Here is a 19,797-nt window from a genome sequence, read left to right on the forward strand (position 1 = left end):
TGACCCGGAGTACCCGGGCGAGCCGTGGATTATAACGTGATCGATTCGAAAATTTCAAAGCCTGTTTTGGGCGTGGAAACCTCCTGTGATGAAACAGGGGTGGCCCTGCTGCGCTGGGACCCTGAAAAGCCGGGCCGCGGCCTGCTTTCCCATGCCCTTTTCAGCCAGATCGCCCTGCACGCCCAATACGGCGGCGTGGTGCCCGAACTGGCCAGCCGGGACCATGTCCGCAAGCTGGTTCCCTTGGTACGTGAGGCTCTTAAGGAGGCCGGGCTGACCCCGGCCGACCTCGGCGGGGTCGCCTATACGGCCGGGCCCGGCCTGGTCGGGGCCCTCCTGGTGGGCGCCTCGGCGGCTCGCGCCATGGCCTGGGCGCTCGGCGTACCGGCCATCGGTGTCCACCATATGGAAGGTCACCTGCTGGCGCCCCTGCTCGAAGACGATCCGCCGGCAACCCCATTCGTGGCCCTGCTGGTCTCCGGTGGTCACTCGATGCTGGTCGAGGTCAAGGCGATTGGTGAGTACACCATCCTCGGCGACACCCTCGACGACGCCGCGGGCGAGGCCTTCGACAAGACGGCCAAGATGATGGGCCTTCCTTATCCGGGTGGTCCGGCCCTGGCCAAGCTTGCCGAGCAGGGCACCCCGGGCAAGTTCCGCTTCTCGCGCCCCATGGTCGACCGGCCGGGGCTGGATTTCAGCTTCTCCGGCCTGAAGACCCAGGTGCTGCTGGCCTGGAAGGCGAGCGACCAGAGCGACCAGACCCGCGCCGATGTCGCGCGGGCCTTCGAGGAAGCCATCGTCGACACGCTGGCGATCAAGTGCCGGCGTGCGCTCGAGGCGACCGGTGCGAAGCGCCTGGTGATCGCCGGCGGTGTCGGTGCGAACAAGCGTCTTCGCGAGCAACTGGCCGAAGCCGGGGCAAAGGACGGGTTCCGGGTGTATTTCCCGCGTCTGGCCTTCTGCACCGATAACGGCGCCATGATCGCCCTCGCCGGGGCGATCCGTCTGGCGTCCGGCCAGCATCAGGACGCCACGATCGAAGTGCATCCACGCTGGAGTCTGGAAAGCCTGCCCGCGGCCTGACAGGAGGGGCCTTACTTGCGCCGCTTTACTTGCGCGGCTCTACTTGCGCAATTCAAGTCGGTCGCGGACTCTGTAAGGCCCTCTTTAGCGCACCACGCCCCCTCCATGGATATCGTCTTCATCGAAGACCTGCGTATCGACGCGGTCATCGGCATCTACGACTGGGAACGCCGGATCCGGCAGACCCTGTCGTTCGATCTGGAAATGGCCTTCGACAACCGCCGGCCTGCCGCCAGCGATGACATCGCCGATACGCTCAACTACAAGTCGATCTCCAAGCGCCTGCAGTCGTATGTGGAAGCGTCGAGCTTCGGCCTGGTGGAGACCCTGGCGGAGCGCTGCGCCGACATCGTGCGCGAGGAGTTCGGCGTGGCCTGGCTGCGTTTGAAACTATCCAAACCCGGCGCCGTGCGCGGTGCCAAGGCGGTGGGTGTCCGCATCGAACGCGGCATCCGACCGGAATGACCGCAACCGGCCGTGCGTACCTGAGCCTCGGCTCCAACATCGACGCGGAGCGCTGGCTTGCCGCTGCCGTTGCCGAGCTTCGTGCCCGCTTCGGCAAGATCGATGTCTCGCCGGTATACCGCAGCGCCGCGGTCGGCTTCGACGGCCCCGACTTCCTCAATCTGGCCGTGGCCATCGACAGCGATCTCGCGCCCGAGGCGTTGAACGACTGGCTGCATGCGCTCGAAGATCGCCACGGTCGCATCCGCGGCGGTGCGCGCTTTGGCTCCCGCACGCTCGACGTGGACATCGTGCTTTACGACGATCTGGTCCTGAGCGGCAAGGGACATCTGAAGCTGCCGCGCGGGGAGCTGCGCCATGCCTTCGTGCTCAAGCCGATGGCGGACATCGCACCGTCCGTTCGCCATCCCGTCGATGGCCGGACCATGGCTGAGTTGTGGGCGGTTTTCCCGAAGGAACGCGAGCCGCTGACTGTCGATGATGCGTGCACCACGGCGGTCGGGGCTTCCCGCTAGGCGGTCCGCAGGCGAATGGCTCTGGCGAACTCCTGCCCCAAGGTGCTACAACGCGTTCCACCAAGGGGCCAAAGGGAATAGGGAAATGGGTAAGTTCGCACGCAGTTGGGCGCTCATGAAAGCGAGCGCCAACATCCTCCGTCAGGACAAGGAGCTGATGCTCTTTCCGCTGTTCGCGGGTCTGGCTTCGCTTGCCGTGATCGCCACCTTCGCGTGGCCGGTATTCACCCTCATCGCACATCACCGCGCTGGCTTCGAGGGCGAGCGTGGGCATGCCTCACCGATGTTCATGCTGGTGAGCTTCCTGTTCTACTTCGTCCAGTACACCGTGGTGATTTTCTTCAACACCGCGCTGGCGTCGGCCGCGATGATCCGCCTCGATGGCGGCAACCCGACCGTCGGCGACGGCATCCGCCTGGCCATGGGCAAGCTGCCGAACATCATCGGCTACGCGCTCATTGCCGCCACCGTGGGCATGATCCTTCGCGCGCTGCAGGAACGCTTCGGCATCATCGGTCGCATCGTCGTCGGCATGCTTGGTTTTGGCTGGACCGTGGCCACCTTCCTGGTCGTGCCGGTGCTCGCCGCGCAGGACGTCGGTCCCATCGACGCGATCAAGCGCAGCACGTCGCTGTTGCGGAGCACCTGGGGTGAAAACCTCATCGGTAACGCCGGCATCGGCGTGGCAGGCGGTCTGCTGACCTTTGGCCTGATCCTTATCAGCGCCATGCTCTTCTTCGGTGCCGTCGCGACACACTCCGTCGCGCTGATGTTCGTCGTCGGCGCCGCGGCTGTGATCGGCCTCGTCGCCCTCAGCCTGTTCCAGACCGCGATGCACGGCGTCTATTCCGCTGCGTTGTATCGCTTCGCCGAAGAAGGCGATCCGGGGCAGGGCTTCGATCGCGCCCTGCTGGAATCGGCGTTTCGCCCAAAGAAGTAATCGCCGGTACCTCTGGCGAACAAGGCCCCGACACACGTCGGGGCCTTGTCGTTTTGTAGGAGCTGATTCATCGGCGATCCGCGCCAAAGGCGCGGCCCGCTCGCGACACCCCTCAAATACTCAACGCCCTGCCACCATCCACCCGAATGACCTGCCCCGTCGTGTAATGCGCATCCAGCAACAACCAGCGCACCGCCTCGGCCACGTCGTCCGGCTCGCCTTTGCGCGCCAGCGGCGTCTTCGCGATCAGCGCTTCCGCAGCTTCTTCAGGCTTGCCTGATGCGGGCCAGAGAATGGCACCCGGCGCGACGGCATTCACGCGCACCTGCGGTGCGAGGTCTTTGGCGAGCGCCTGCGTCAGCATGACCAGCGCGGCCTTTGCCATCGAGTAGACGGTGTGCCCGGCAAGCGGTCGCTCGGCATAGATGTCGACGATGTTGACGATCGCCCCGCGCGCTCCACGCAGGGCTGGCGTCGCGGCTTGCGCGAGAAAGAACGGCGCGCGCGCGTTCGCGGCGAAGAGATCGTTCCAGTGTGCAGCGGTGGTTTCGCCGATCGGCGTCGGGTAGAACGCCGAGGCGTTGTTGACGAGGCCGTCGAGCCTGCCGAAGTGTTCGAGCACGGCGGCGATCAGTGCGCCAGGTGTGGCGTCGTCTTCAAGTGCACCCGGGAAAATAGCGGCACTGTCAGCCCGCGCGGCATTGAGTTCCCGGGCAAGCGCTTCGGCTTCGTCGGCCGAGCTCCTGAAGTGGATAGCGACGGCACAGCCGGCAGCATGCAGATGCCGCACGATGGCGGCACCGACGCGGCGCGCACCTCCGGTGACCAGGATGACCGGCTGCTTGTTCATCGCGACTCCCTTTTAATCCGCAGGGAGCTTGCCGCAAACAGGAGCGCGCGTCACGTTGCGGCTTTCGGTCTGCGCGTCGTGGATTTTTTGGCGGGAGCTCGGCGAGCGGTGGCTTTCTTGGCAGGAGCTCGGCCGGCTGTGGCTTTCTTCGTGGCTTTCTTTGCCGCTTTCTTCGGGGCCGGCTTAGCCGTGGTGGACGTCGCGACCTTGGTGCCTGCGGACTTGCGGGCGACGGCCTTCTTGGTGGTGGCGCGTTTTCGGATGGCGGCGGGAGTGGTTTTGCGGGCGGCCGACTTCGTGGCGGGATTATCGCCGGCAGAGCCGGCTCCTACCGAGCGCGTAGCGGCGACCTTGGTCGTTGAGGCTTCGGCCGCGCGCGGCCTTGCCTTTTTGTCGGGCTCGCTACCGTCGGGCTCGTCGTCGATGTGGATTTCGCCGCTGAAGAGGTCGATGGCGGTCTTCGCCACCTGGCCGGTGTCGTAGTAGGCATAGGCGCCCACGCCAAGTGCGCCGACGACAGGTAGCCAGCGGGAAATGCCTTTGCCGACGGCGCGCTTGGACACGCTCACGCCGATGCGTCCGGCCAGGCGCTGCAGCACGCTGGTGGCGGTGGTGCGGAAGACGAGGCGGTCGCCCACGCGGATGGCCACGTCACGGAAGGCCTGCGCAGCGGTGTGGCGAAACAGGCACCAGAGCATCTGCTCGCGGCCGAGCTTGGGGGTCTTGCCGTAAGCGGCGGCGATGTCGCTGACCAGTTGACCCTGGATGCGCCAGATGGCGACGAGTTCGGGCAGGACGGTCAACCAGCCGAACGGGCCGGGGGGCAGGGCGAGCGTGCCCGCCGTCAGGGCGGCCTTTTGCGCCGCGGAGGCAGCGAGACGGCGGCACTCTTCGGCGGCGTCACCTTTCACCCGGGGAATATCACTCGCGGGAATGCGGCTGACGAACTCGAGGATCGCCTTGGCGACGGGGCTTTCGCCTCGGTCGGCAGAGACGGGAACGATTTCCTTCGAGGTCGAAGCGGAAGCGTCCTTTTTGGACATCGGTCTCTCCAGGCATGCGATGGGAGACATCCTCGCGTGGGCCACGTGAGTCCGCCATGAAGCGAAAGGACCATGAAACCCCTCGCGCAGATAGTGACTTTCGACGGATTTCCCCGATCCTTCGACTTCGTTATGATACGTTATAACATCGCTACCCCAAGAAGAGTCCCCGATGACCCCCGCACGCCTCGCGCTCTGCATCGCCCTAGCCCTGTCCGCCGCTCCCGCGTTTGCGGACGACACGACCGATACCACTGACCCGCAGAAGGCCACGAACCTTGGCGCGGTCGACGTCAGCGCGCGACTCGACGAGGCGCGCAACAGTCTCTCCCCGGACACGGGAAGCAGCCAGTACGTCATGGACCGCCAGACGATCCAGGCGCTGCCGCTGGGCGACTCCACGCCGCTGAACCAGGTGATCCTGCAGGCGCCCGGCGTTGTCCAGGATTCCTACGGCCAACTGCACGTGCGCGGCGACCACGCCAACCTGCAGTACCGCATCAATGGCGTGCTCATCCCGGAAAGCATCGGCGGCTTCGGCCAGACGCTGGACGCCCGCATGATCGACAACGTGAAGCTGCTCACCGGCGCGCTCCCCGCGCAGTACGGCGAGCGCACCGCGGCCATTGTCGATATCACCACGCGCACCCCGACGGACGGCGTGGGCGGCACCGTCGGTATCACCGGGGGCCAGTTCGGCACGCTGAACCCGAACGCGACGCTCTTCGGGAAGTCCGGCGACTGGAGCTGGTTCCTGACGGCCAACTACCTCGAGAACGATGTCGGCATCGAGAATCCCACGTCCAGCCGCAAGCCGATCCACGACCACACCAACCAGGTGAAGGCGTTTGGCGATGTCTCCTACCTGATCAATAACGACACGCGCCTGAGCTTCATGTTCGGCGTCACCAATAATCGCTTCGAGATCCCGAACAATCCGGGCCAGACGCCCCAGTTCGGCTACCTCGACGTGACCAACTTCGATTCGGCGCAGTTGGACGAGCGCCAGCAGGAGAAGACGCGCTTCGGCGTCCTCAGCCTGCAGGGCAAGATGGGCTCGACCGCGTACCAGGTGTCGGCGGGCGAGCGTTACAGCAGCCTGGATTTCACGCCGGACGACATCGGCGACCTGATGTTCAACGGCATCGCCTCCGATGTGCGTCGCGCCAACCGCGCGTCGACCCTGCAGGCCGACTTCTCCACGCCGCTGGGCGACAATCACACGCTGCGCTACGGCCTGTACGGTTCATTCGAGCGTGCGTCGTCGAGCAACGATTCGCTGGTCTTCCCGGCCGATGCCGACGGCAACCAGACCTCGACCACGCCACTGAACATCCTCGATTCCAGCCGCATCCTGGCGCGCACCTATGCGGTGTACCTGCAGGATGAATGGAGCATCGGCGACAAGTGGACGGTGAATTACGGCGTTCGCGGCGATCGCTATGAAGCTTTCCGCACCGAGAGCCAGTTGAGCCCGCGCCTGGGCCTGGTCTACCAGCCGACCGACAGCACGACCATCCACGCGGGTTACTCGCGCTACTTCACGCCGCCGGCCAGCGAGCAGATCAGCCCGACCTCCATCGCGAAGTTCGCCGGCACGACGAATGCGCTGCCGGACAATGGCGACGATACGCCGTTGGCCGAGCGCTCCAGCTACTACGACGTGGGCATCTCGCAGAAGATCGGCGACAAGTGGACCGTGGGCCTGGACAGCTACTACCGCAAGGTCTCGCGTATCCAGGATGAAGGCCAGTTCGGTACGGCGCTCGTGTATTCGACCTTCAATTACGACCAGGGTCGCATCAAGGGCGACGAGCTTACGGTGAACTACACCGATGGCGCGCTCACCGCGTACTTCAACTTCGCGTACAACCGCTCGGTAGGCAAGCGGATCATCACGGGTCAGTACAATTTCAATCCCGACGATCTCGCTTACATCTACAACAACTACATCCACCTCGATCACGACCAGAAGTACACCTCGTCGGGCGGTATCAGCTACGCCTTCTCCGAGGGCACCCGCGTGGGTGCGGACTATCTGTTCGGTTCGGGCCTGCGTCGCGACGGCGCCGTGCCGAACGGCGATACGCTGCCGGGCTACTTCCAGCTCAATCTCAGCGTGGCGCACGACTTCGACCTGACCAGCGTCGGCAAGACCCATGCCCAGCTGGCCCTGGTCAACGCACTGGATCGCACCTATGAAATCCGCGATGGCTCCGGCATCGGTGTGGGCGCCCCGCAGTTCGGTCCGCGCCGTGGCGTGTTCCTGTCGTTGCAGCAGGATTTCTGATCGGCCCCGGATGCCGCGCCCCTGAAGCGGGGCGCGGCATCCGTTATCCTGATGGCATGAACGCCAAGCTTCCCGAACCCGGCGCCGACGAGCGCGCCCACTCCGATCATCTCGCCGCCCTCCTGCGCGAGGAGATCGCCTCCCACGGCCCGATGGCTTTTTCGCGTTTCATGGAGCGCTGCCTGTACACGCCGGGCCTGGGCTATTACAGCGCGGGCAAGGCCAAGTTTGGCGCGGACGGCGACTTCGTCACCGCTCCGGAAATCGGCACGCTCTTCGCCCGTTGCGTGGTCCGCGCCTTCGAGCCTGTCCTCGCCTCCCTGGGTCCCGACGCCGATTTCCTCGAGCTGGGCGGCGGTAGTGGCGCCTTCGCGGAAGCCGCCTTGCTGGCGCTCGACGCCGCGGGTCGGTTGCCGCGTCGTTTCATGATCCTCGAACCCAGCGCCGACCTGCGCGAACGACAGCGCGAGCGGTTGCATGCCGCCTTGCCGGCGGCGTTGTTTGCGCGCGCGGTATGGCTCGATGGGCCACCGGAGCAGGACTGGGACGGTGTGCTCTTCGCCAACGAAGTCATCGATGCGTTGCCGACCACGCGCTTTACGGTTCGTGATGGCGAGGTCTATGAAGAATACGTGGTCCTCGACGGCGACGGGCGCTTCCATCGGACGGACCGGCCGGCCGATGCACTGGTCAGTGGCGCCGTCCGCCATGTTGAGCGCGATCTCGGTCGGGACTTCGAGAACGGTTATCGCACGGAGATCCTCCCGCAGTTGCCTTACTGGATGCAGGCCGTGGCAGGCTCGCTTCGCCGTGGCGCGATGCTGTTCGCCGACTACGGTTACACGCGTGGCGAGTTCTACCTGCCGGAGCGCACGGACGGCACGCTGCGCGCGTTCTATCGCCATCGCATGCACGACGACGCGTTCTATTTACCCGGTCTGCAGGACCTCACGGCCTCGGTCGACTTCACCGGTCTTGCCGAAGCAGGCAATAACGCCGGCTTCGGTGTCGCCGCGTACATGCCGCAGGCCCCGTTCCTGATAGCCGCGGGCATGCAGGAGTTCTTCGAGAACGATTACCTGATGCTCACCGATGAAGCCGCGCGCTACAAGCTCGCCCAGGAAGTGAAGAAGCTGACCTTGCCCGAACAGATGGGCGAGCGGTTTCAGGTGATGTTATTTGCGAAGGATATCGAGGCCTCGGCCTTGCCCGAAGGCATCCTCGCCGCCGACCAGGGCTCCCGCCTCTAATCCCTGCGGACCCCGCTGTTGTAGGAGCCGATTCATCGGCGATCCCGCGGCAGCGGGCCAGTTTGTGTAGGAGCCGATTCATCGGCGATCCCGCGGCAGCGGGCCAGGGTTTGGCAAGCACCCATTCGCCGATGAATCGGCTCCTACAGGAGCGGGGTGGCGGCGGGCTTCGGGACGGATGCGATCGCGTGGGCCTGGGCTTTTTTCATGGCCTCGCCGATGGCGGGACCTTGCAGCCCCTTCTCGACGAACGGCTGCGAGGTAATCGCGGCGGCGGCCATGCGGCAGGCCCGTAGAAAATTCGCCTGCGGATAGGGCGCCTCTTCGCTACCCAGCCGCCCTTGCTTGTCGGCCATGCAGGCAAGAAGAAACGTTTCCAGACGCTCCGGCCGCCTTAGCGAACCGACGGCATCGAGCAGACGCAGGATGGTCGAGGGCTTGAGCTCGAACGCCATATGCGCGTTGAGATGGTGCTTGCAGACCAGTTCGGCCATCGACGCGTATTCCACCGGCACTTTCAATCGCGCCGAGATCGCCCGCACGGGTTCGACACCGCGCTGCTCGTGCATGATGTGCCTTGGCAGCACATCCGGCGGCGTCAAGGCCTTGCCCAGGTCGTGGGTGAGCGCACACCAGCCCACCAGCGCGTCGCCGGGCGCGAGCCGCGCGGCGGCGTCGAGCACCAGTTCGATGTGAATGCCGGTGTCCACTTCCGGATGAAACTCCGGTCGCTGCGGCACGCCGTAGAGCGCATCCACTTCCGGAAACAGCACGCGTAGCGCGCCGCTCTCGCGGAGCACCTGCAGGAAGACGGACGGCGCAGGTTCGCTCAGCGCCTTGCGCGTTTCCGCCCAGACCCGCTCCGGCACCAGATGGTCGATCTCGCCGTCGTCGACCATGCGTCGCATCAACGCCATGGTTTCATCGGCGACGCGAAAACCCAGCGGCGCATAACGGGCCGCGAAACGAGCCACGCGAAGCAAGCGCACCGGGTCCTCAACGAACGCCTGCGACACGTGGCGCAGCGTACGCGAGGCGATATCGGCGACGCCGCCGAAGGGATCGACCAGGCTTCCGTCCTCGTGCTGGGCGATCGCATTGATCGTCAGATCGCGACGTTCGAGATCCTGCTCCACGGTGACGCCCGGGTCGGCATGGAATGCAAAGCCGTGGTAGCCGCGCCCGGTCTTTCGCTCGGTGCGGGCAAGCGCATATTCCTCTTTGGTATCGCCGTGAAGGAAGACGGGGAAATCCTTCCCCACGGCCTTGTAACCGGCGGATAGCATGTCTTCGGGCGTAGCACCGACGACGACCCAGTCGCGATCGACCACCGGGCGGCCCAACAAGTGATCGCGGACGGCGCCGCCAACGAGATAGATGTCCATGGGAGGCTTCAGGGGCGGCGTCGCGCGCGTGCTTCGTCCAGCCGACGCTGGCGAATGGGTTGGCCGAGAAGGCGAGGCAGCCACGCGGAAAACGACTGCGGCACGATGCCGAGCTGGGCGAGCCCGTCGACCTTGCCGACCGAGTCGGTGCGCAGCGTGCGGAAGTTATCCGGCGTGAAAGGCTTGCCCGGCACGAACTGGGCGAACTGCGCCTGCAGCCGGCCCACCGCATCGGGCATGGGAATGATCCAGCGACGACGACCGCGCGCGTCGCGAATAGCGCGCACCACGTCGATCAGCGACCAGGTTTCGCGGCCGTAAAGTTCGAACGTGCGCAACACCGAGATCGTCGGATCGGCGACGGCCCGCGCCATGGCCTCGACCACATCGCCCACGTAGACAGGCGCGATCTTTGCGTTGGGGCGGGGCAGCGGCATCGCCGGGACGAACGCCAGGAGCTTGTCGAAGCGCGAGACCAGGCCGTCGTTCGGTCCGAAGATGGTGCTCGGCTGATAGATGGTCCAGTCGAGGGTGGAGGCCTTCACCAACGCTTCGGCTTCGCCTCGCGTACGCAGGTAGGACGAGAGCCCCTGACCTGCCTTGAGCGAACTCATCTGGTGGAAGCGGTGCACGCCGGTGTCGCGGCAGGCCTCCACCAGCAGGCGTGTCAGTCCTACATGCGCACGTTCGAACGTGTTGCGGCCGCTCTCATTCAGGATGCCGACGAGGTTGATGACAGCGTCGGCCCCGGCGATGTGACGGCGCAGGGTGGCAGGGTCGTAGACATCCGCGCTGGCCACCGTGACGTTGCGCCCGACGACGCTATGACGGCGGCCTTGCCGGTTGCGCGAGAGCAGGATCAGTTCATGGCCGTCCGCGGCAAGGCGCGGAATGAGGGCGCCGCCGACGAAGCCGGTGCCCCCGAGTATGACGATCCGTTGGGTTTTCATGGAGCCAGCCTATGCCCGCAAGGGGCTGGCGCCAAGCAGGTCATGGCTGGGCGTCCGGTGAGGCAGGTGCCGAAGACGCCGCAGCCGGCGCCGGCTGCATGACGGCGGGCGCCGCGGGAGCGGTGTCCAGCCCACGTCGTGCCACGGCGGCGGCAGGTGCGGGGCACGAGACCGGTTTGCGCAGGGCGCCGGAAGAAGGCAGCGAATAAGCCGCGCCGATCCGGGTCATCCGCGAGCTGATCGGCAACGCATTGCCCGTCAGACGCCAGTCGTAGATCACTGCGAAGGCCATCACGCGAGCGACGTATTCGCGCGTTTCCTTGTAGGGAATGCTCACGACGAACAGGTCGGGATCCAGTGTGCCGCGTGCAGTGAGCCACTGGTCGACCTTGTTCGGGCCTGCGTTATACGCCGCGCTGGCCAGCCAGGGGGCGCCGTTATAACGCGCCGCCATCTGCGAGAGGTAGCGCGTGCCGAGCACGATGTTGGTACTCGGATCGTAAAGGCTGTCGCCGCCGGACCACGAAAGCCCGTTCCGTTTGGCCACGAGGGAGGCCGTTCCCGGAAGCAGCTGCATCAGGCCGCGGGCATCCGCGCCCGAGCGCGCATCCGTCATCCATGCGCTTTCAGCGCGGATGATCGCGTAAGCCCAGGGCGCCTCGATACCCGCCTGGCTGGCCTGCTCGACCACGCCGTCCTGTCGGGCGAGCGGAAAACGCTGTTCGTAGAGGCGCAGGGCATCGCCGGACGACAAGCCGAAGACACCGCGGTCGTACCAGCCCTTGCGGAAGGCGAGGTCGGCGGCGAGACGCTGGGTGTCGGCGTCGCGGCCGGCGAGGGCGGCCGTCCATTCGCGCCGACCCTGCTTCTGCAGGCCCACGGCGTAAAGCTCGAAGGCGCGGTCGAGACCCGGTTCGGCCAGCAGCGCCGCCTCGCGACGCTCGTCGGTCGCCATGGTGGCGGGACAGATGGCATACGCGGTGTCGATACGGTCGGCGGCGAGAAAGCCGAAGTAGGTCGCTTCCTGGGACACCGATTGGTACAGCGCTTTGGCTTCACCCTGACGACCGAGCTTGCTGAGGACCAGGGCGCGGAAGTAACGCCATTCACCGTCGTCCTTCTGGGATTCGCCCAGCGCATCCAGCGCGGCGAGCGCCGCGGTCCAGTCCTGCCGTGCAAGCGCCACCCGCACGCGCCATTCGCGCGTGGCGTCGGTCTGTGCGCCAGGCGGTAGGGCGGCCAGTCGGTCCAGTGCGGATTCGTCGAAGTCCGTGGCATGGAACAGCGCCAGTGCATTCTCGATCGCGCCGCGTTGTTGCTCGCTCAGCGTGAAGTGCGAGGACAGCGAGTTCCACGCGCTATCGGCGACGGTGGACTGTTTGCGCGCCATGCGCTGCAAGGCGAGCGTGACGGCCTGCCGATGACGCGGCGTATCGGGCCAGTTCGCGGCGTCGCTTAGCGCAGTGGTCGGATCGTTGAGGGCCTGGGCGATGCGTTGGGCCGCGATCGTGTCGTCAGCGGGCAGCCATGGCGCCAGCGCGGCAACGGTGCCGCCCTTGCCGGCATCCGCGGCAATCTGGATGCGCGTCCACACACGCTCGGGCGTCAGCAGTCCCTGGTCGTGGGCGGCCGACAAGACCGGATCGCAGGCATTCGGCAGGCTGGCCTTCTTCCACAGGTCGGCAAGATCGCGTTCGAAGACGAGTGGCTCGCCACGCGATAGCTTCGCCTGCAAGGAAAAACAGGTCAGCGCATCACCAAGGCCCGCCTGATACATGGCACTGAAGGTCGTCCAGTCCTTGCGACGTGCCAGTTCACTGAGAAAATCCTTGCGCAGGTCGGCGGCGGGAATCATCCCGGGGTAGCGCGCCAGGTAAGCATCTACCGGGGCACGGTCGAGGGTGCGCAGGTCGTGTTCCAGCGATGCCGCTTCCAGATAAGGAAAGAGCACATAGCCCTCCAGGCCCGTCGCTTGCGAGCGCCAGGCATCACCCCCTTGTTGGGCGACGGCATAGGCCTGCCGGAAGCGGGCGCGCTCGGCGTCGGTGCCACTGGCCAAGGCGGACAGGCTGACGGCGAGCCCGCAGACGGCGAGGGCGAGTCCGCCCAGCAGGCGGAGGGAGCGATCGACGCGTCGTGCTGCCGGGGCGAGTGCCATCGGGTCTTCCTTTACGGGATACGGGGGATGTACTGCCTGATTGTAGGGGAAGGCGGTGCGCAGGTCGGATGAACGAAGGCATCCGTCTGGAATCGCCCTGACGCCTTGGGCCCGTTAAGCTAGCGGGATGCCGCCCATCACGCCCTACGCGCGCCTCGCGCGCCCCCTCGCATGGATCGCCCTCATCGCCGCCGCGCTCTTTGGTGCAGGCTACTGGTGGACGCTCGGCCGCCCGATTCCGCTGCCGGATTCGCCCACGGCGAGGATCGCCTGCGTCTCGTATGCGCCCTTCCGGCTGAAGGGCGAGAACCCGATGGACCCCCATGCCTTCGTCTCGCGCGAACGCGTTGAGGAGGACCTCAAGGCCCTGTCCACGCGCTTCGACTGCGTGCGCACGTACGCGATGAACCAGGGTCTGGAAGCGGTGCCGGACCTTGCGGGGCGCTACGGCATGAAGGTGTTGATGGGTGTGTGGCTGGGTCGCGATCCGGTCGCGAACGAACAGCAGATCAAACTCGCGCTGGATGCGGCGCGTCGCGATCACGACACGCTGCGCGGCATCGTCGTCGGCAACGAAGTGCTGCTGCGAGGCGAGTTGTCGCCGAAAGCCCTCGGCGCCTACATCGCACGCGTGAATGCGGCGACCGACGTCCCGGTGACCTATGCCGATGTCTGGGAGTTCTGGAAAAAACACCCGGAACTGGCGAAGGACACCGACTACATCACGATCCACATCCTGCCGTATTGGGAAGACGAACCCGTAGCACCGGCCGACGCCGTGCATCACGTCGCCGATGTGTACCAGGCCATGAAAAAGGAGTTTCCTGGCAAGTCGATCATGATCGGCGAGACCGGCTGGCCGAGTCAGGGGCGCACGCGCCGCGACGCGAGCGCGAGTCTGGTCAACGAGGCGCGCTACATGCGCGAGTTCCTCAACTACGCCGCCACCGTCGACATGCCCTACAACGTCATCGAGGCCTTCGACCAGCCGTGGAAGCGTGACCTCGAGGGCACCGTCGGTGGTTACTGGGGCATCTTCGATGCCGATGCCAAACCCAAGTTCGCGATGCAGGGTCCGATCGTCGAAGAGCCCCGCTGGACCTGGGCCATCGGCGCTGGTGGTGTCGGCGCGCTGCTGTTTCTCGTCGTGGGCGCGGTGCGGCGCCGCTGGCATGGCGCATCGGGCTGGCTCGCTCTGGTTCTCGCCGGTTTCGCCACCGGCACGGCGCTGGCGGCCCACGCACGCCTTCTTCTTTTCTCCGCTCGCAACAACGTGGAATGGGCGACGGGTGTGATCGTCGGCGTTCTGGCGCTGCTGACCGCGCTGTCGTTGTCCCGCGCCGTGGCATCACGTCTGGCCTCGCCGGTGAACCCCGCCGCGATCGCGCCACGTCCTGTCGAACGCCGTCGCCTGGGCATCGTCTGGTCTGACGCGTTTACCCCGCAACGGTTTTTCTGGATGTTCGTACTGGCGCTCTACGGCATCCTGATGGTGTTCAACGGTCGCTATCGCGATTTCCCGATCGGCCTGTTCGCCTTGCCGTGCGTGGGGTTCCTGCTGCTTGCGGTCCTGCGCACGCGAGAGGACATCCTCATGCCGCTGGTCGAAGAACGACTGCTGGGCATCTGGATTGCCGGTCTCGGTATCGCGGTGGTGGTACAGGAACTCGGCGCGAACGCCGTGTCCTGGGGCTGGATGCTGCTCAACCTGGCCCTGGCCTTGCCCGTATTGATGGCCTGGTACCGGGCGCGGCGCGACTAGCCCGTCAGGCTTCGGCGGTAACCTGCTGACGGTCGTACTGCACGCGCACCAGTCGCAGTGCGCCGATCAGCAGCGCCAGTGCGCCGCCCTCGTAACAGTAGAGCTGCAGTGCGATCACGCCGAAACTCGCGGCGAGCACGGCTGCGGCCGTATTGCGCCAGAATAAGGCGACGAGTGCCATGAGCACCGCCGCATAGCCGTAGCCATAACTAAGGAAGCCCTGCACGACGAGGGTACGCGTCGCGCACCACCACGGGCCCTCAGCGCTGTCGCAGGCGTGCGCCATGTCCGAGGGCTCGATGAAGCCATAGCGAAGCCACGCCGCGCCGGCGGCGACCAGAACGATGATGGCCCAGGGCAGGGCGGCGCGAAGGCTGGGTTTCATGGCGCGTGTTACCTCGGTCGGGATGCGCCGGCTGCCTCGGCAAGAGCGAGGGGCAGGCGGATTTCGGCGGCAAGAGGCAGATGATCGGAGAAGGCACGGGGTAATGTCCACGTGCGTTCGAGCTTGATGTCCGCCGAGGTCAGGATATGGTCGAGCGCGCGGCGCGGCTTCCAGCTGGGAAACGTGAGTGTGTTGACGGTCGGCATCTGCAGCGCCGTCTTGTCGAAGAGCACGCGCATCTCGGGACTGTTCGGCTCGGTATTGAGATCGCCCATCAGCACCGCGTGCGGATAAGGCGCAAGCAATTCGGCGATGAAGGCGAGCTGGCCCATGCGTGCCTGCGCGCCGAGTGAAAGATGGGCCACGACCATCACCAGCGCATCCGGGCCCTCGCCAAATCTTACGAACAGCGCACCACGGCCCTTGATTCGGCCGGGCAATGGGTAATCGATGACTTCGGCCGGTTCGATGCGGCTGAGCAGGCCGTTCGCCGAGTGGGCGACGCGGGCCATTGGCCGGTTCGGCTGGTGGCTCCAGAACGGCATGCCCGCCGCTTCGGCGATGTAACGGGTCTGGTTGAGGAAGCCGGAACGGAGGCTCCCCGCGTCGGCTTCCTGCAGGCCGACCACGTCGAATTCATGGAGAAGCTCGGCCAGCGAATCGAGATTGGCCAGCTTCGATCGGCCGGGTAGCACGGCGTTGACGCTACGCGTGACGTAGTCGCTGTAACGCTGGACGCTGGCGCCGGCGAGGATGTTGCAGCTCAGCAGGCGCAGGGTGCGCTCGGGAGCGGAGGACGGATTCGGCGAGGAGCGGGTCATGGGTTTCGCGATGGTTACCACGTCGGGCCGTGACTGCCGAGGATGCCCCCCGCCGTGTGAACGGGGGGCATCGGCATCGGCTCAGTGACTTACTTGCCGCCCTTGAGTTCCTTGTTGACCAGGAACAGGGTCATGGCGTTGAGTTCGTCGAAGTCCTTGAACTGTGCGGGACGGTACTTGCCATTGACGATGATCGACGGTGTGCCGTCCACGCCCCAGGCCTGGATCAGCTTGGTATCGGCGATGATGCGGTCATGCGTTTCCTTGCTGTCGGCGATGGCAAGGAACTTGGCCTTGTCGACGCCGGCATTCGCGGCATACCAGTCCGCGAGCTCGTCCAGCGTGCGCAGCGGATAGTGCTCGTCGTGAATGGCGTGGAACAGCGCGGCGTGCGTCTTGGGCAACACGCCCAGCTTCTGTGCGGCGTAGAACGACTGCGCATACGGCAGCCATGCATCGTTGAAAGCCGCCGGGATGGCATGGAAGACCACACCCTTCGGCAATGTCTTCTGCAGTTCTTCGACCTTCGGTTCGTAGTGCGAGCAATGGATGCAGCCGTACGAGAACACTTCGACGACTTCGACCTTGCCGTCCTTCGGATCGAGGCGCACCGGCGCGGCGATGGTGGCGTACTGATCGTCGGTAAAGCTGGGCGCGGCCCCGGCGGCGGCCGGATTGGCACCACCCGCCGAGCAGGCGGTGGCCAGGGTCAGGCCGACGAACAGGAACGAGAGGCGCTTGAACATGAAAATCTCCGGGAGAGGTCGAGAACGCGGTTACTTACCCGCGGCTTCCTTGCTGACGAGCCACTGGGTGAGCTCGACGGCCTGCGGATAGCCACCGGCGCTGGTAGGCGACAGGCGGTACTTGCCGTTGACGATGATCGCCGGCGTCCCATCGACCTCGTAAGCCCGCACGAGTTCATCCGCGCGCTTCATCTTCGTAGTGATGGTGAAGGACTTGGCCGTGGCGACGAACTCCTCCGGCTTCACGCCGTACTTCGCGTAGAACTTCGCGACATCGTCGATGGTCGGCCACGCGGACTCGGGCTTGCGCCGGTTGGAGGTGCTGTCCAGGATGCCCAGCTCGCCGCTCTTGTTCACCGCGTCGAACATGGCGTCGTGGCTCTGCTTCTCGATGCCGAGCGCCTGGGCGGTGAGGAAGGCGCGCTGCATCAGCGGCCAGTTCTCGTCGGGGCGGAAGGAGGCCGGGGTATAGGTCATGACCGCGCCACGGGGCAGGTCCTTGGCCATCTGCTCGACGAGGCCGTTGAACTGGTAGCAGAACGGGCAGCCGTACGAGAACACCTCGGTGACTTCGATCTTGCCCGGCGTGCTGGTCGGCTGGGCGGGATCGATACGGAAGTAGTTCTTGCCTTCGACCCATTTGCCGTCATCGACGAAGGGCTTGGGGGCGGGACGGTTGGCGTCGTCGGCGTCCGCCGTCGGGGCGGCGGCGGGGGCGGCTACGCCGGCGGTGCTGCCGGAAGCGGCGGGCGCGGCCGTCGAAGCCGTTGCGGGCGTCGGTGCCGACGCGGGGGGAGTCGGCGTCGTGGCGGCAGCTGCGGGGGAAGTCGTGGTGGGTGCAGCGGTATCGTTGTTACCGGAGCCGCAGGCCGCCAGACCGATCAGGGCGGCGCAGAGCAAGGGAAGGCGCAGTCGCATCGGGATTCCTTTTCTAACCTTCTAAACGAGAACGGGCCCGAAGGGGCCCGTTCGATCTTCCAACTTTAACGCCATCAGCGTGTCGCGGGTGCGTCCGCCGCTTCGTTTGTGTGCAGGCCTTCGATATAGCTGGCCAGCGCAGCGATGTCTTTCTCGTCCAGTTTCTGTGCGATCGAGGGCATGATCTTGGCGTGGGCATCGTCGCCCCAGGCGGTACCGTCGTGCCAGGACTTCAGCGTGGCTTCGATGTACTTCGCGTGCTGACTGGTCAGCTGCGGGTACATGGCGCCCGGATTGCCGCGGCCATCCGGACCATGGCAGGCCATGCAGGCGGGAATGCCTCGCGCGGTATCGCCTTCGCGATAAAGCGTCTGGCCCTGATCGACCAGGGCCTTGTCGGCGACGCCGGGCAGCGGCTTCTGCTTGGCGAAATACGCGCCGATGTCGTGCATGTCCTGCGGCGTGAGCGGCGCGGCCATGCCCATCATGATCGGGTTCTGGCGCTTGCCTGCCTTGAAGTCCGTGAGCTGGCGAACGATGTACTGCTCGCTCTGCCCCGCGAGGCGCGGGTACTGGGCATCGGTAGAGTTGCCGTCCAGCCCGTGGCAGGCACCGCAAGCGGCGGCCTTGCCCTGGCCGGTGGCGGCATCGCCTGGCTTGACCGCGGCCGTCGCGTCGCCGCCGGGAGCGCCGGGCGCGACCGTGGCCGTTTCGTTCGTCGGCATGCCCGGCGTCGCCGGATCGGTCGCCGGATTCGCCCCTGGCTTCGCCGCGGTGGTCGCCGGCGCCGGCGCGGCGGCCGGTTTGGCGGGTGCTGCGGTCTGGGCCGCGGCTACGTTCATGACGAGCATCGCGGTGATGGCAGCGGCGGCGTGCCGAAACTTCATAAGTCTCTCCAAGGGGGATGCTTCTGGATCGGGCGCGCTTCCCCACGCGCCGCAACCAAAAGATTATGAGGGGCTCGGGAGAGCCGGGTCAAACCGCATCAGCGCGCGACGGGGCGCGGTATCGCATACACTGCCCGACCATCGTTTTTCCCGCCCGGCGGGCTATCCCCTCATGTCTTCCAATCCGCTGAACGGCGCCACCTTCGTACTGGCCGCCCACGAAATCGTCCAGCTGCCCTTCGATCAGGGTGCCGAGGTGGCCTTCGCCGGGCGCTCCAACGCCGGCAAGTCCAGCGCGTTGAACGCGCTGACCGGCCACAACGCGCTGGCGCGCACCTCCAAGACGCCGGGGCGCACGCAGCTGATGGTGGTGTTCGACCTGCCGCGGTTGAAAGTGGAAGGGGCCGAGCCGCTCGACAGCCGGCTGGTCGACCTGCCCGGCTACGGCTACGCAAAAGTGCCCGAGGCCATGCGCAAGCATTGGCGCGGCGAGATCGATGCCTATCTGAAGATGCGCCGCAGCTTGCGTGGCATCGTGCTTATCGTGGATATCCGCCATGAGCTGAAGGAATTCGATGCCACGATGCTTCAGTTCTGCGCCGACACCCAGCTGCCCTGCCATGTGCTGCTGACCAAGGCCGACAAGATCTCGCGCAGCCAGGCCCAGAAAGCGCTGGATGCCATGCGCAAGCATTTCCGCGACACCAACGTGCCGGGTACGGCGCAGGTGTTTTCCTCGAGCGCCACCAAGACCGGCGTCGAAGAGGCCCGTGCACGGGTCATGGAGCTACTGGCAACACCGCGACCGCACGAGCTCTGACCCGCCCCTCATCGGCTTGAACGCCCTGGCTCAGGCCAGGGTCGCCATGAAGACACGGCAAAGCGCTTCCATGCCCTTGCGGTCTTCGTCGTCGAAGCGGGCGACGGACGGGCTGTCCACATCCCACACGCCAAGCAGGCTGCCGTCGGCCTTGACCAGCGGCACCACGATCTCCGAATTGGACGCTGCGTCGCAGGCGATGTGGCCGGCGAACTCGTGGACGTCCCGGATCAGCTGGGTTTCGCGCGTCTGCGCGGCGGTGCCGCAGACGCCGCGGCCGATCGCGATGCGGATGCACGCCGGCTTGCCCTGGAACGGACCGACCACCAGTTCCTTGCCGTCGAAAAGATAGAAGCCCGCCCAGTTGATGTCCGGTACGGCGTCGAACACCAGGGCCGAGAAGTTCGCCGCGTTGGCGATCATGTCCGGTTCGCCGGCGAGCAGGCCCCGGGCTTGCTGGACCAGCTCCGCGTACAGCGTGGCTTTGTCGTCGGTGGCGATGGCCTTGGCTTCGAACATGACGTTA

19 protein-coding genes are annotated in these 19,797 nt (G+C 65.8%); 8 read left to right on the top strand and 11 right to left on the bottom strand.

Annotated features, from left to right (window positions below; genetic code table 11):
* The first annotated feature begins 36 nt into the window (after positions 1 to 36).
* The 4 genes from tsaD to HB634_RS16025 all read left to right on the top strand — a co-directional run bounded on the left by tsaD (position 37) and on the right by HB634_RS16025 (position 3,006).
* Positions 37 to 1,086 (top strand): tRNA (adenosine(37)-N6)-threonylcarbamoyltransferase complex transferase subunit TsaD, encoded by a 1,050-nt coding sequence (gene tsaD, locus HB634_RS16010; RefSeq protein WP_213949270.1) that lies wholly within the window; start codon positions 37 to 39, stop codon positions 1,084 to 1,086.
* A gap of 105 nt (positions 1,087 to 1,191) precedes the next feature.
* The gene (gene folB / locus HB634_RS16015; RefSeq protein WP_213949271.1) at positions 1,192 to 1,551 is read left to right on the top strand and encodes a dihydroneopterin aldolase; all 360 of its coding nucleotides are present in this window, start codon (positions 1,192 to 1,194) and stop codon (positions 1,549 to 1,551) included.
* Positions 1,548 to 2,066: a 2-amino-4-hydroxy-6-hydroxymethyldihydropteridine diphosphokinase gene (gene folK, locus HB634_RS16020; RefSeq protein ID WP_213949272.1), complete on the top strand. Its 519-nt coding sequence runs from the start codon at positions 1,548 to 1,550 to the stop codon at positions 2,064 to 2,066. The genes folB and folK overlap by 4 nt, the downstream gene beginning before the upstream one ends.
* An 85-nt stretch (positions 2,067 to 2,151) precedes the next feature.
* Positions 2,152 to 3,006 (top strand): DUF6159 family protein, encoded by an 855-nt coding sequence (locus tag HB634_RS16025; RefSeq protein ID WP_213949273.1) that lies wholly within the window; start codon positions 2,152 to 2,154, stop codon positions 3,004 to 3,006.
* A gap of 112 nt (positions 3,007 to 3,118) precedes the next feature.
* On the opposite strand, the gene HB634_RS16030 is transcribed toward HB634_RS16025, so the two are convergent.
* Both HB634_RS16030 and HB634_RS22915 read right to left on the bottom strand, forming a co-directional pair.
* Positions 3,119 to 3,856, bottom strand: a complete 738-nt coding sequence (locus HB634_RS16030; protein WP_063571466.1) for a pteridine reductase — start codon at positions 3,854 to 3,856, stop codon at positions 3,119 to 3,121.
* 50 nt (positions 3,857 to 3,906) lie between these two features.
* Positions 3,907 to 4,899 carry a hypothetical protein gene (locus HB634_RS22915; RefSeq protein WP_255548636.1) on the bottom strand — a complete coding sequence of 331 codons (993 nt, stop codon included), beginning with the start codon at positions 4,897 to 4,899 and terminating at the stop codon, positions 3,907 to 3,909.
* A 172-nt stretch (positions 4,900 to 5,071) separates the two neighbouring features.
* On the opposite strand from HB634_RS22915, the gene HB634_RS16040 reads away from it, so the two are divergent.
* Complete coding sequence (locus HB634_RS16040) at positions 5,072 to 7,189, top strand: TonB-dependent receptor (protein WP_213949274.1); 2,118 nt, start codon at positions 5,072 to 5,074, stop codon at positions 7,187 to 7,189.
* Positions 7,190 to 7,245: 56 nt separating this feature from the next.
* Positions 7,246 to 8,439 (top strand): SAM-dependent methyltransferase, encoded by a 1,194-nt coding sequence (locus tag HB634_RS16045; RefSeq protein WP_213949275.1) that lies wholly within the window; start codon positions 7,246 to 7,248, stop codon positions 8,437 to 8,439.
* A gap of 143 nt (positions 8,440 to 8,582) precedes the next feature.
* Here the strand turns inward: HB634_RS16045 and HB634_RS16050 are convergent, their stop codons facing one another.
* The 3 genes from HB634_RS16050 to HB634_RS16060 are packed head-to-tail and all read right to left on the bottom strand — an operon-like array spanning position 8,583 to position 12,932.
* Positions 8,583 to 9,824 carry a multifunctional CCA addition/repair protein gene (locus tag HB634_RS16050; RefSeq protein WP_213949277.1) on the bottom strand — a complete coding sequence of 414 codons (1,242 nt, stop codon included), beginning with the start codon at positions 9,822 to 9,824 and terminating at the stop codon, positions 8,583 to 8,585.
* Between the two features lie 8 nt (positions 9,825 to 9,832).
* On the bottom strand, positions 9,833 to 10,774 hold the full coding sequence (locus tag HB634_RS16055) for a complex I NDUFA9 subunit family protein (protein ID WP_063571461.1): 942 nt from the start codon (positions 10,772 to 10,774) through the stop codon (positions 9,833 to 9,835).
* A gap of 40 nt (positions 10,775 to 10,814) precedes the next feature.
* On the bottom strand, positions 10,815 to 12,932 hold the full coding sequence (locus HB634_RS16060; RefSeq protein WP_213949278.1) for a transglycosylase SLT domain-containing protein: 2,118 nt from the start codon (positions 12,930 to 12,932) through the stop codon (positions 10,815 to 10,817).
* Between the two features lie 127 nt (positions 12,933 to 13,059).
* Between HB634_RS16060 and HB634_RS16065 the strand changes: the two genes are divergently transcribed.
* Positions 13,060 to 14,694 (top strand): glycosyl hydrolase family 17 protein, encoded by a 1,635-nt coding sequence (locus HB634_RS16065; RefSeq protein ID WP_213949279.1) that lies wholly within the window; start codon positions 13,060 to 13,062, stop codon positions 14,692 to 14,694.
* 4 nt (positions 14,695 to 14,698) lie between these two features.
* Here the strand turns inward: HB634_RS16065 and HB634_RS16070 are convergent, their stop codons facing one another.
* From HB634_RS16070 to HB634_RS16090, 5 genes are all read right to left on the bottom strand, one after another.
* Positions 14,699 to 15,079 carry a hypothetical protein gene (locus HB634_RS16070; protein WP_213949280.1) on the bottom strand — a complete coding sequence of 127 codons (381 nt, stop codon included), beginning with the start codon at positions 15,077 to 15,079 and terminating at the stop codon, positions 14,699 to 14,701.
* An 8-nt stretch (positions 15,080 to 15,087) separates the two neighbouring features.
* Entirely contained in the window at positions 15,088 to 15,900 is an 813-nt protein-coding gene (locus HB634_RS16075; protein WP_063573255.1) for an endonuclease/exonuclease/phosphatase family protein, read from the bottom strand.
* An 89-nt stretch (positions 15,901 to 15,989) separates the two neighbouring features.
* Positions 15,990 to 16,646 (bottom strand): thiol:disulfide interchange protein DsbA/DsbL, encoded by a 657-nt coding sequence (locus tag HB634_RS16080; protein WP_063573254.1) that lies wholly within the window; start codon positions 16,644 to 16,646, stop codon positions 15,990 to 15,992.
* Between the two features lie 30 nt (positions 16,647 to 16,676).
* On the bottom strand, positions 16,677 to 17,564 hold the full coding sequence (locus HB634_RS16085) for a thiol:disulfide interchange protein DsbA/DsbL (RefSeq protein ID WP_213949281.1): 888 nt from the start codon (positions 17,562 to 17,564) through the stop codon (positions 16,677 to 16,679).
* Positions 17,565 to 17,638: 74 nt separating this feature from the next.
* A complete protein-coding gene (locus tag HB634_RS16090) occupies positions 17,639 to 18,451 on the bottom strand; it encodes a c-type cytochrome (protein ID WP_255548638.1) in 813 nt (270 codons plus the stop codon).
* Positions 18,452 to 18,623: 172 nt separating this feature from the next.
* Here HB634_RS16090 and yihA point away from each other — a divergent pair, with 172 nt between their 5' ends.
* Entirely contained in the window at positions 18,624 to 19,271 is a 648-nt protein-coding gene (gene yihA, locus HB634_RS16095; protein WP_213949414.1) for a ribosome biogenesis GTP-binding protein YihA/YsxC, read from the top strand.
* A 30-nt stretch (positions 19,272 to 19,301) separates the two neighbouring features.
* Here the strand turns inward: yihA and HB634_RS16100 are convergent, their stop codons facing one another.
* Positions 19,302 to 19,790 (bottom strand): GAF domain-containing protein, encoded by a 489-nt coding sequence (locus HB634_RS16100; RefSeq protein ID WP_213949282.1) that lies wholly within the window; start codon positions 19,788 to 19,790, stop codon positions 19,302 to 19,304.
* Positions 19,791 to 19,797: the final 7 nt, after the last annotated feature.

Source organism: Luteibacter sp. dw_328 (assembly GCF_018449605.1).
Classification (GTDB): domain Bacteria; phylum Pseudomonadota; class Gammaproteobacteria; order Xanthomonadales; family Rhodanobacteraceae; genus Luteibacter.

Bases quoted from the DNA above. Each gene is read 5' to 3' on its own strand.
- HB634_RS16065 (WP_213949279.1), top strand. From the start codon at position 13,060: ATGCCGCCCATCACGCCCTACGCGCGCCTCGCGCGCCCCCTCGCATGG.
- folB (WP_213949271.1), top strand. From the start codon at position 1,192: ATGGATATCGTCTTCATCGAAGACCTGCGTATCGACGCGGTCATCGGC.
- HB634_RS16070 (WP_213949280.1), bottom strand. From the start codon at position 15,079: ATGAAACCCAGCCTTCGCGCCGCCCTGCCCTGGGCCATCATCGTTCTG.
- HB634_RS16050 (WP_213949277.1), bottom strand. From the start codon at position 9,824: ATGGACATCTATCTCGTTGGCGGCGCCGTCCGCGATCACTTGTTGGGC.
- HB634_RS16085 (WP_213949281.1), bottom strand. From the start codon at position 17,564: ATGCGACTGCGCCTTCCCTTGCTCTGCGCCGCCCTGATCGGTCTGGCG.
- HB634_RS16025 (WP_213949273.1), top strand. From the start codon at position 2,152: ATGGGTAAGTTCGCACGCAGTTGGGCGCTCATGAAAGCGAGCGCCAAC.
- HB634_RS16100 (WP_213949282.1), bottom strand. From the start codon at position 19,790: ATGTTCGAAGCCAAGGCCATCGCCACCGACGACAAAGCCACGCTGTAC.
- HB634_RS16075 (WP_063573255.1), bottom strand. From the start codon at position 15,900: ATGACCCGCTCCTCGCCGAATCCGTCCTCCGCTCCCGAGCGCACCCTG.
- HB634_RS16080 (WP_063573254.1), bottom strand. From the start codon at position 16,646: ATGTTCAAGCGCCTCTCGTTCCTGTTCGTCGGCCTGACCCTGGCCACC.
- HB634_RS16045 (WP_213949275.1), top strand. From the start codon at position 7,246: ATGAACGCCAAGCTTCCCGAACCCGGCGCCGACGAGCGCGCCCACTCC.
- HB634_RS16055 (WP_063571461.1), bottom strand. From the start codon at position 10,774: ATGAAAACCCAACGGATCGTCATACTCGGGGGCACCGGCTTCGTCGGC.
- yihA (WP_213949414.1), top strand. From the start codon at position 18,624: ATGTCTTCCAATCCGCTGAACGGCGCCACCTTCGTACTGGCCGCCCAC.
- folK (WP_213949272.1), top strand. From the start codon at position 1,548: ATGACCGCAACCGGCCGTGCGTACCTGAGCCTCGGCTCCAACATCGAC.
- HB634_RS16040 (WP_213949274.1), top strand. From the start codon at position 5,072: ATGACCCCCGCACGCCTCGCGCTCTGCATCGCCCTAGCCCTGTCCGCC.
- HB634_RS16090 (WP_255548638.1), bottom strand. From the start codon at position 18,451: ATGAAGTTTCGGCACGCCGCCGCTGCCATCACCGCGATGCTCGTCATG.
- HB634_RS16060 (WP_213949278.1), bottom strand. From the start codon at position 12,932: ATGGCACTCGCCCCGGCAGCACGACGCGTCGATCGCTCCCTCCGCCTG.
- HB634_RS16030 (WP_063571466.1), bottom strand. From the start codon at position 3,856: ATGAACAAGCAGCCGGTCATCCTGGTCACCGGAGGTGCGCGCCGCGTC.
- HB634_RS22915 (WP_255548636.1), bottom strand. From the start codon at position 4,899: ATGTCCAAAAAGGACGCTTCCGCTTCGACCTCGAAGGAAATCGTTCCC.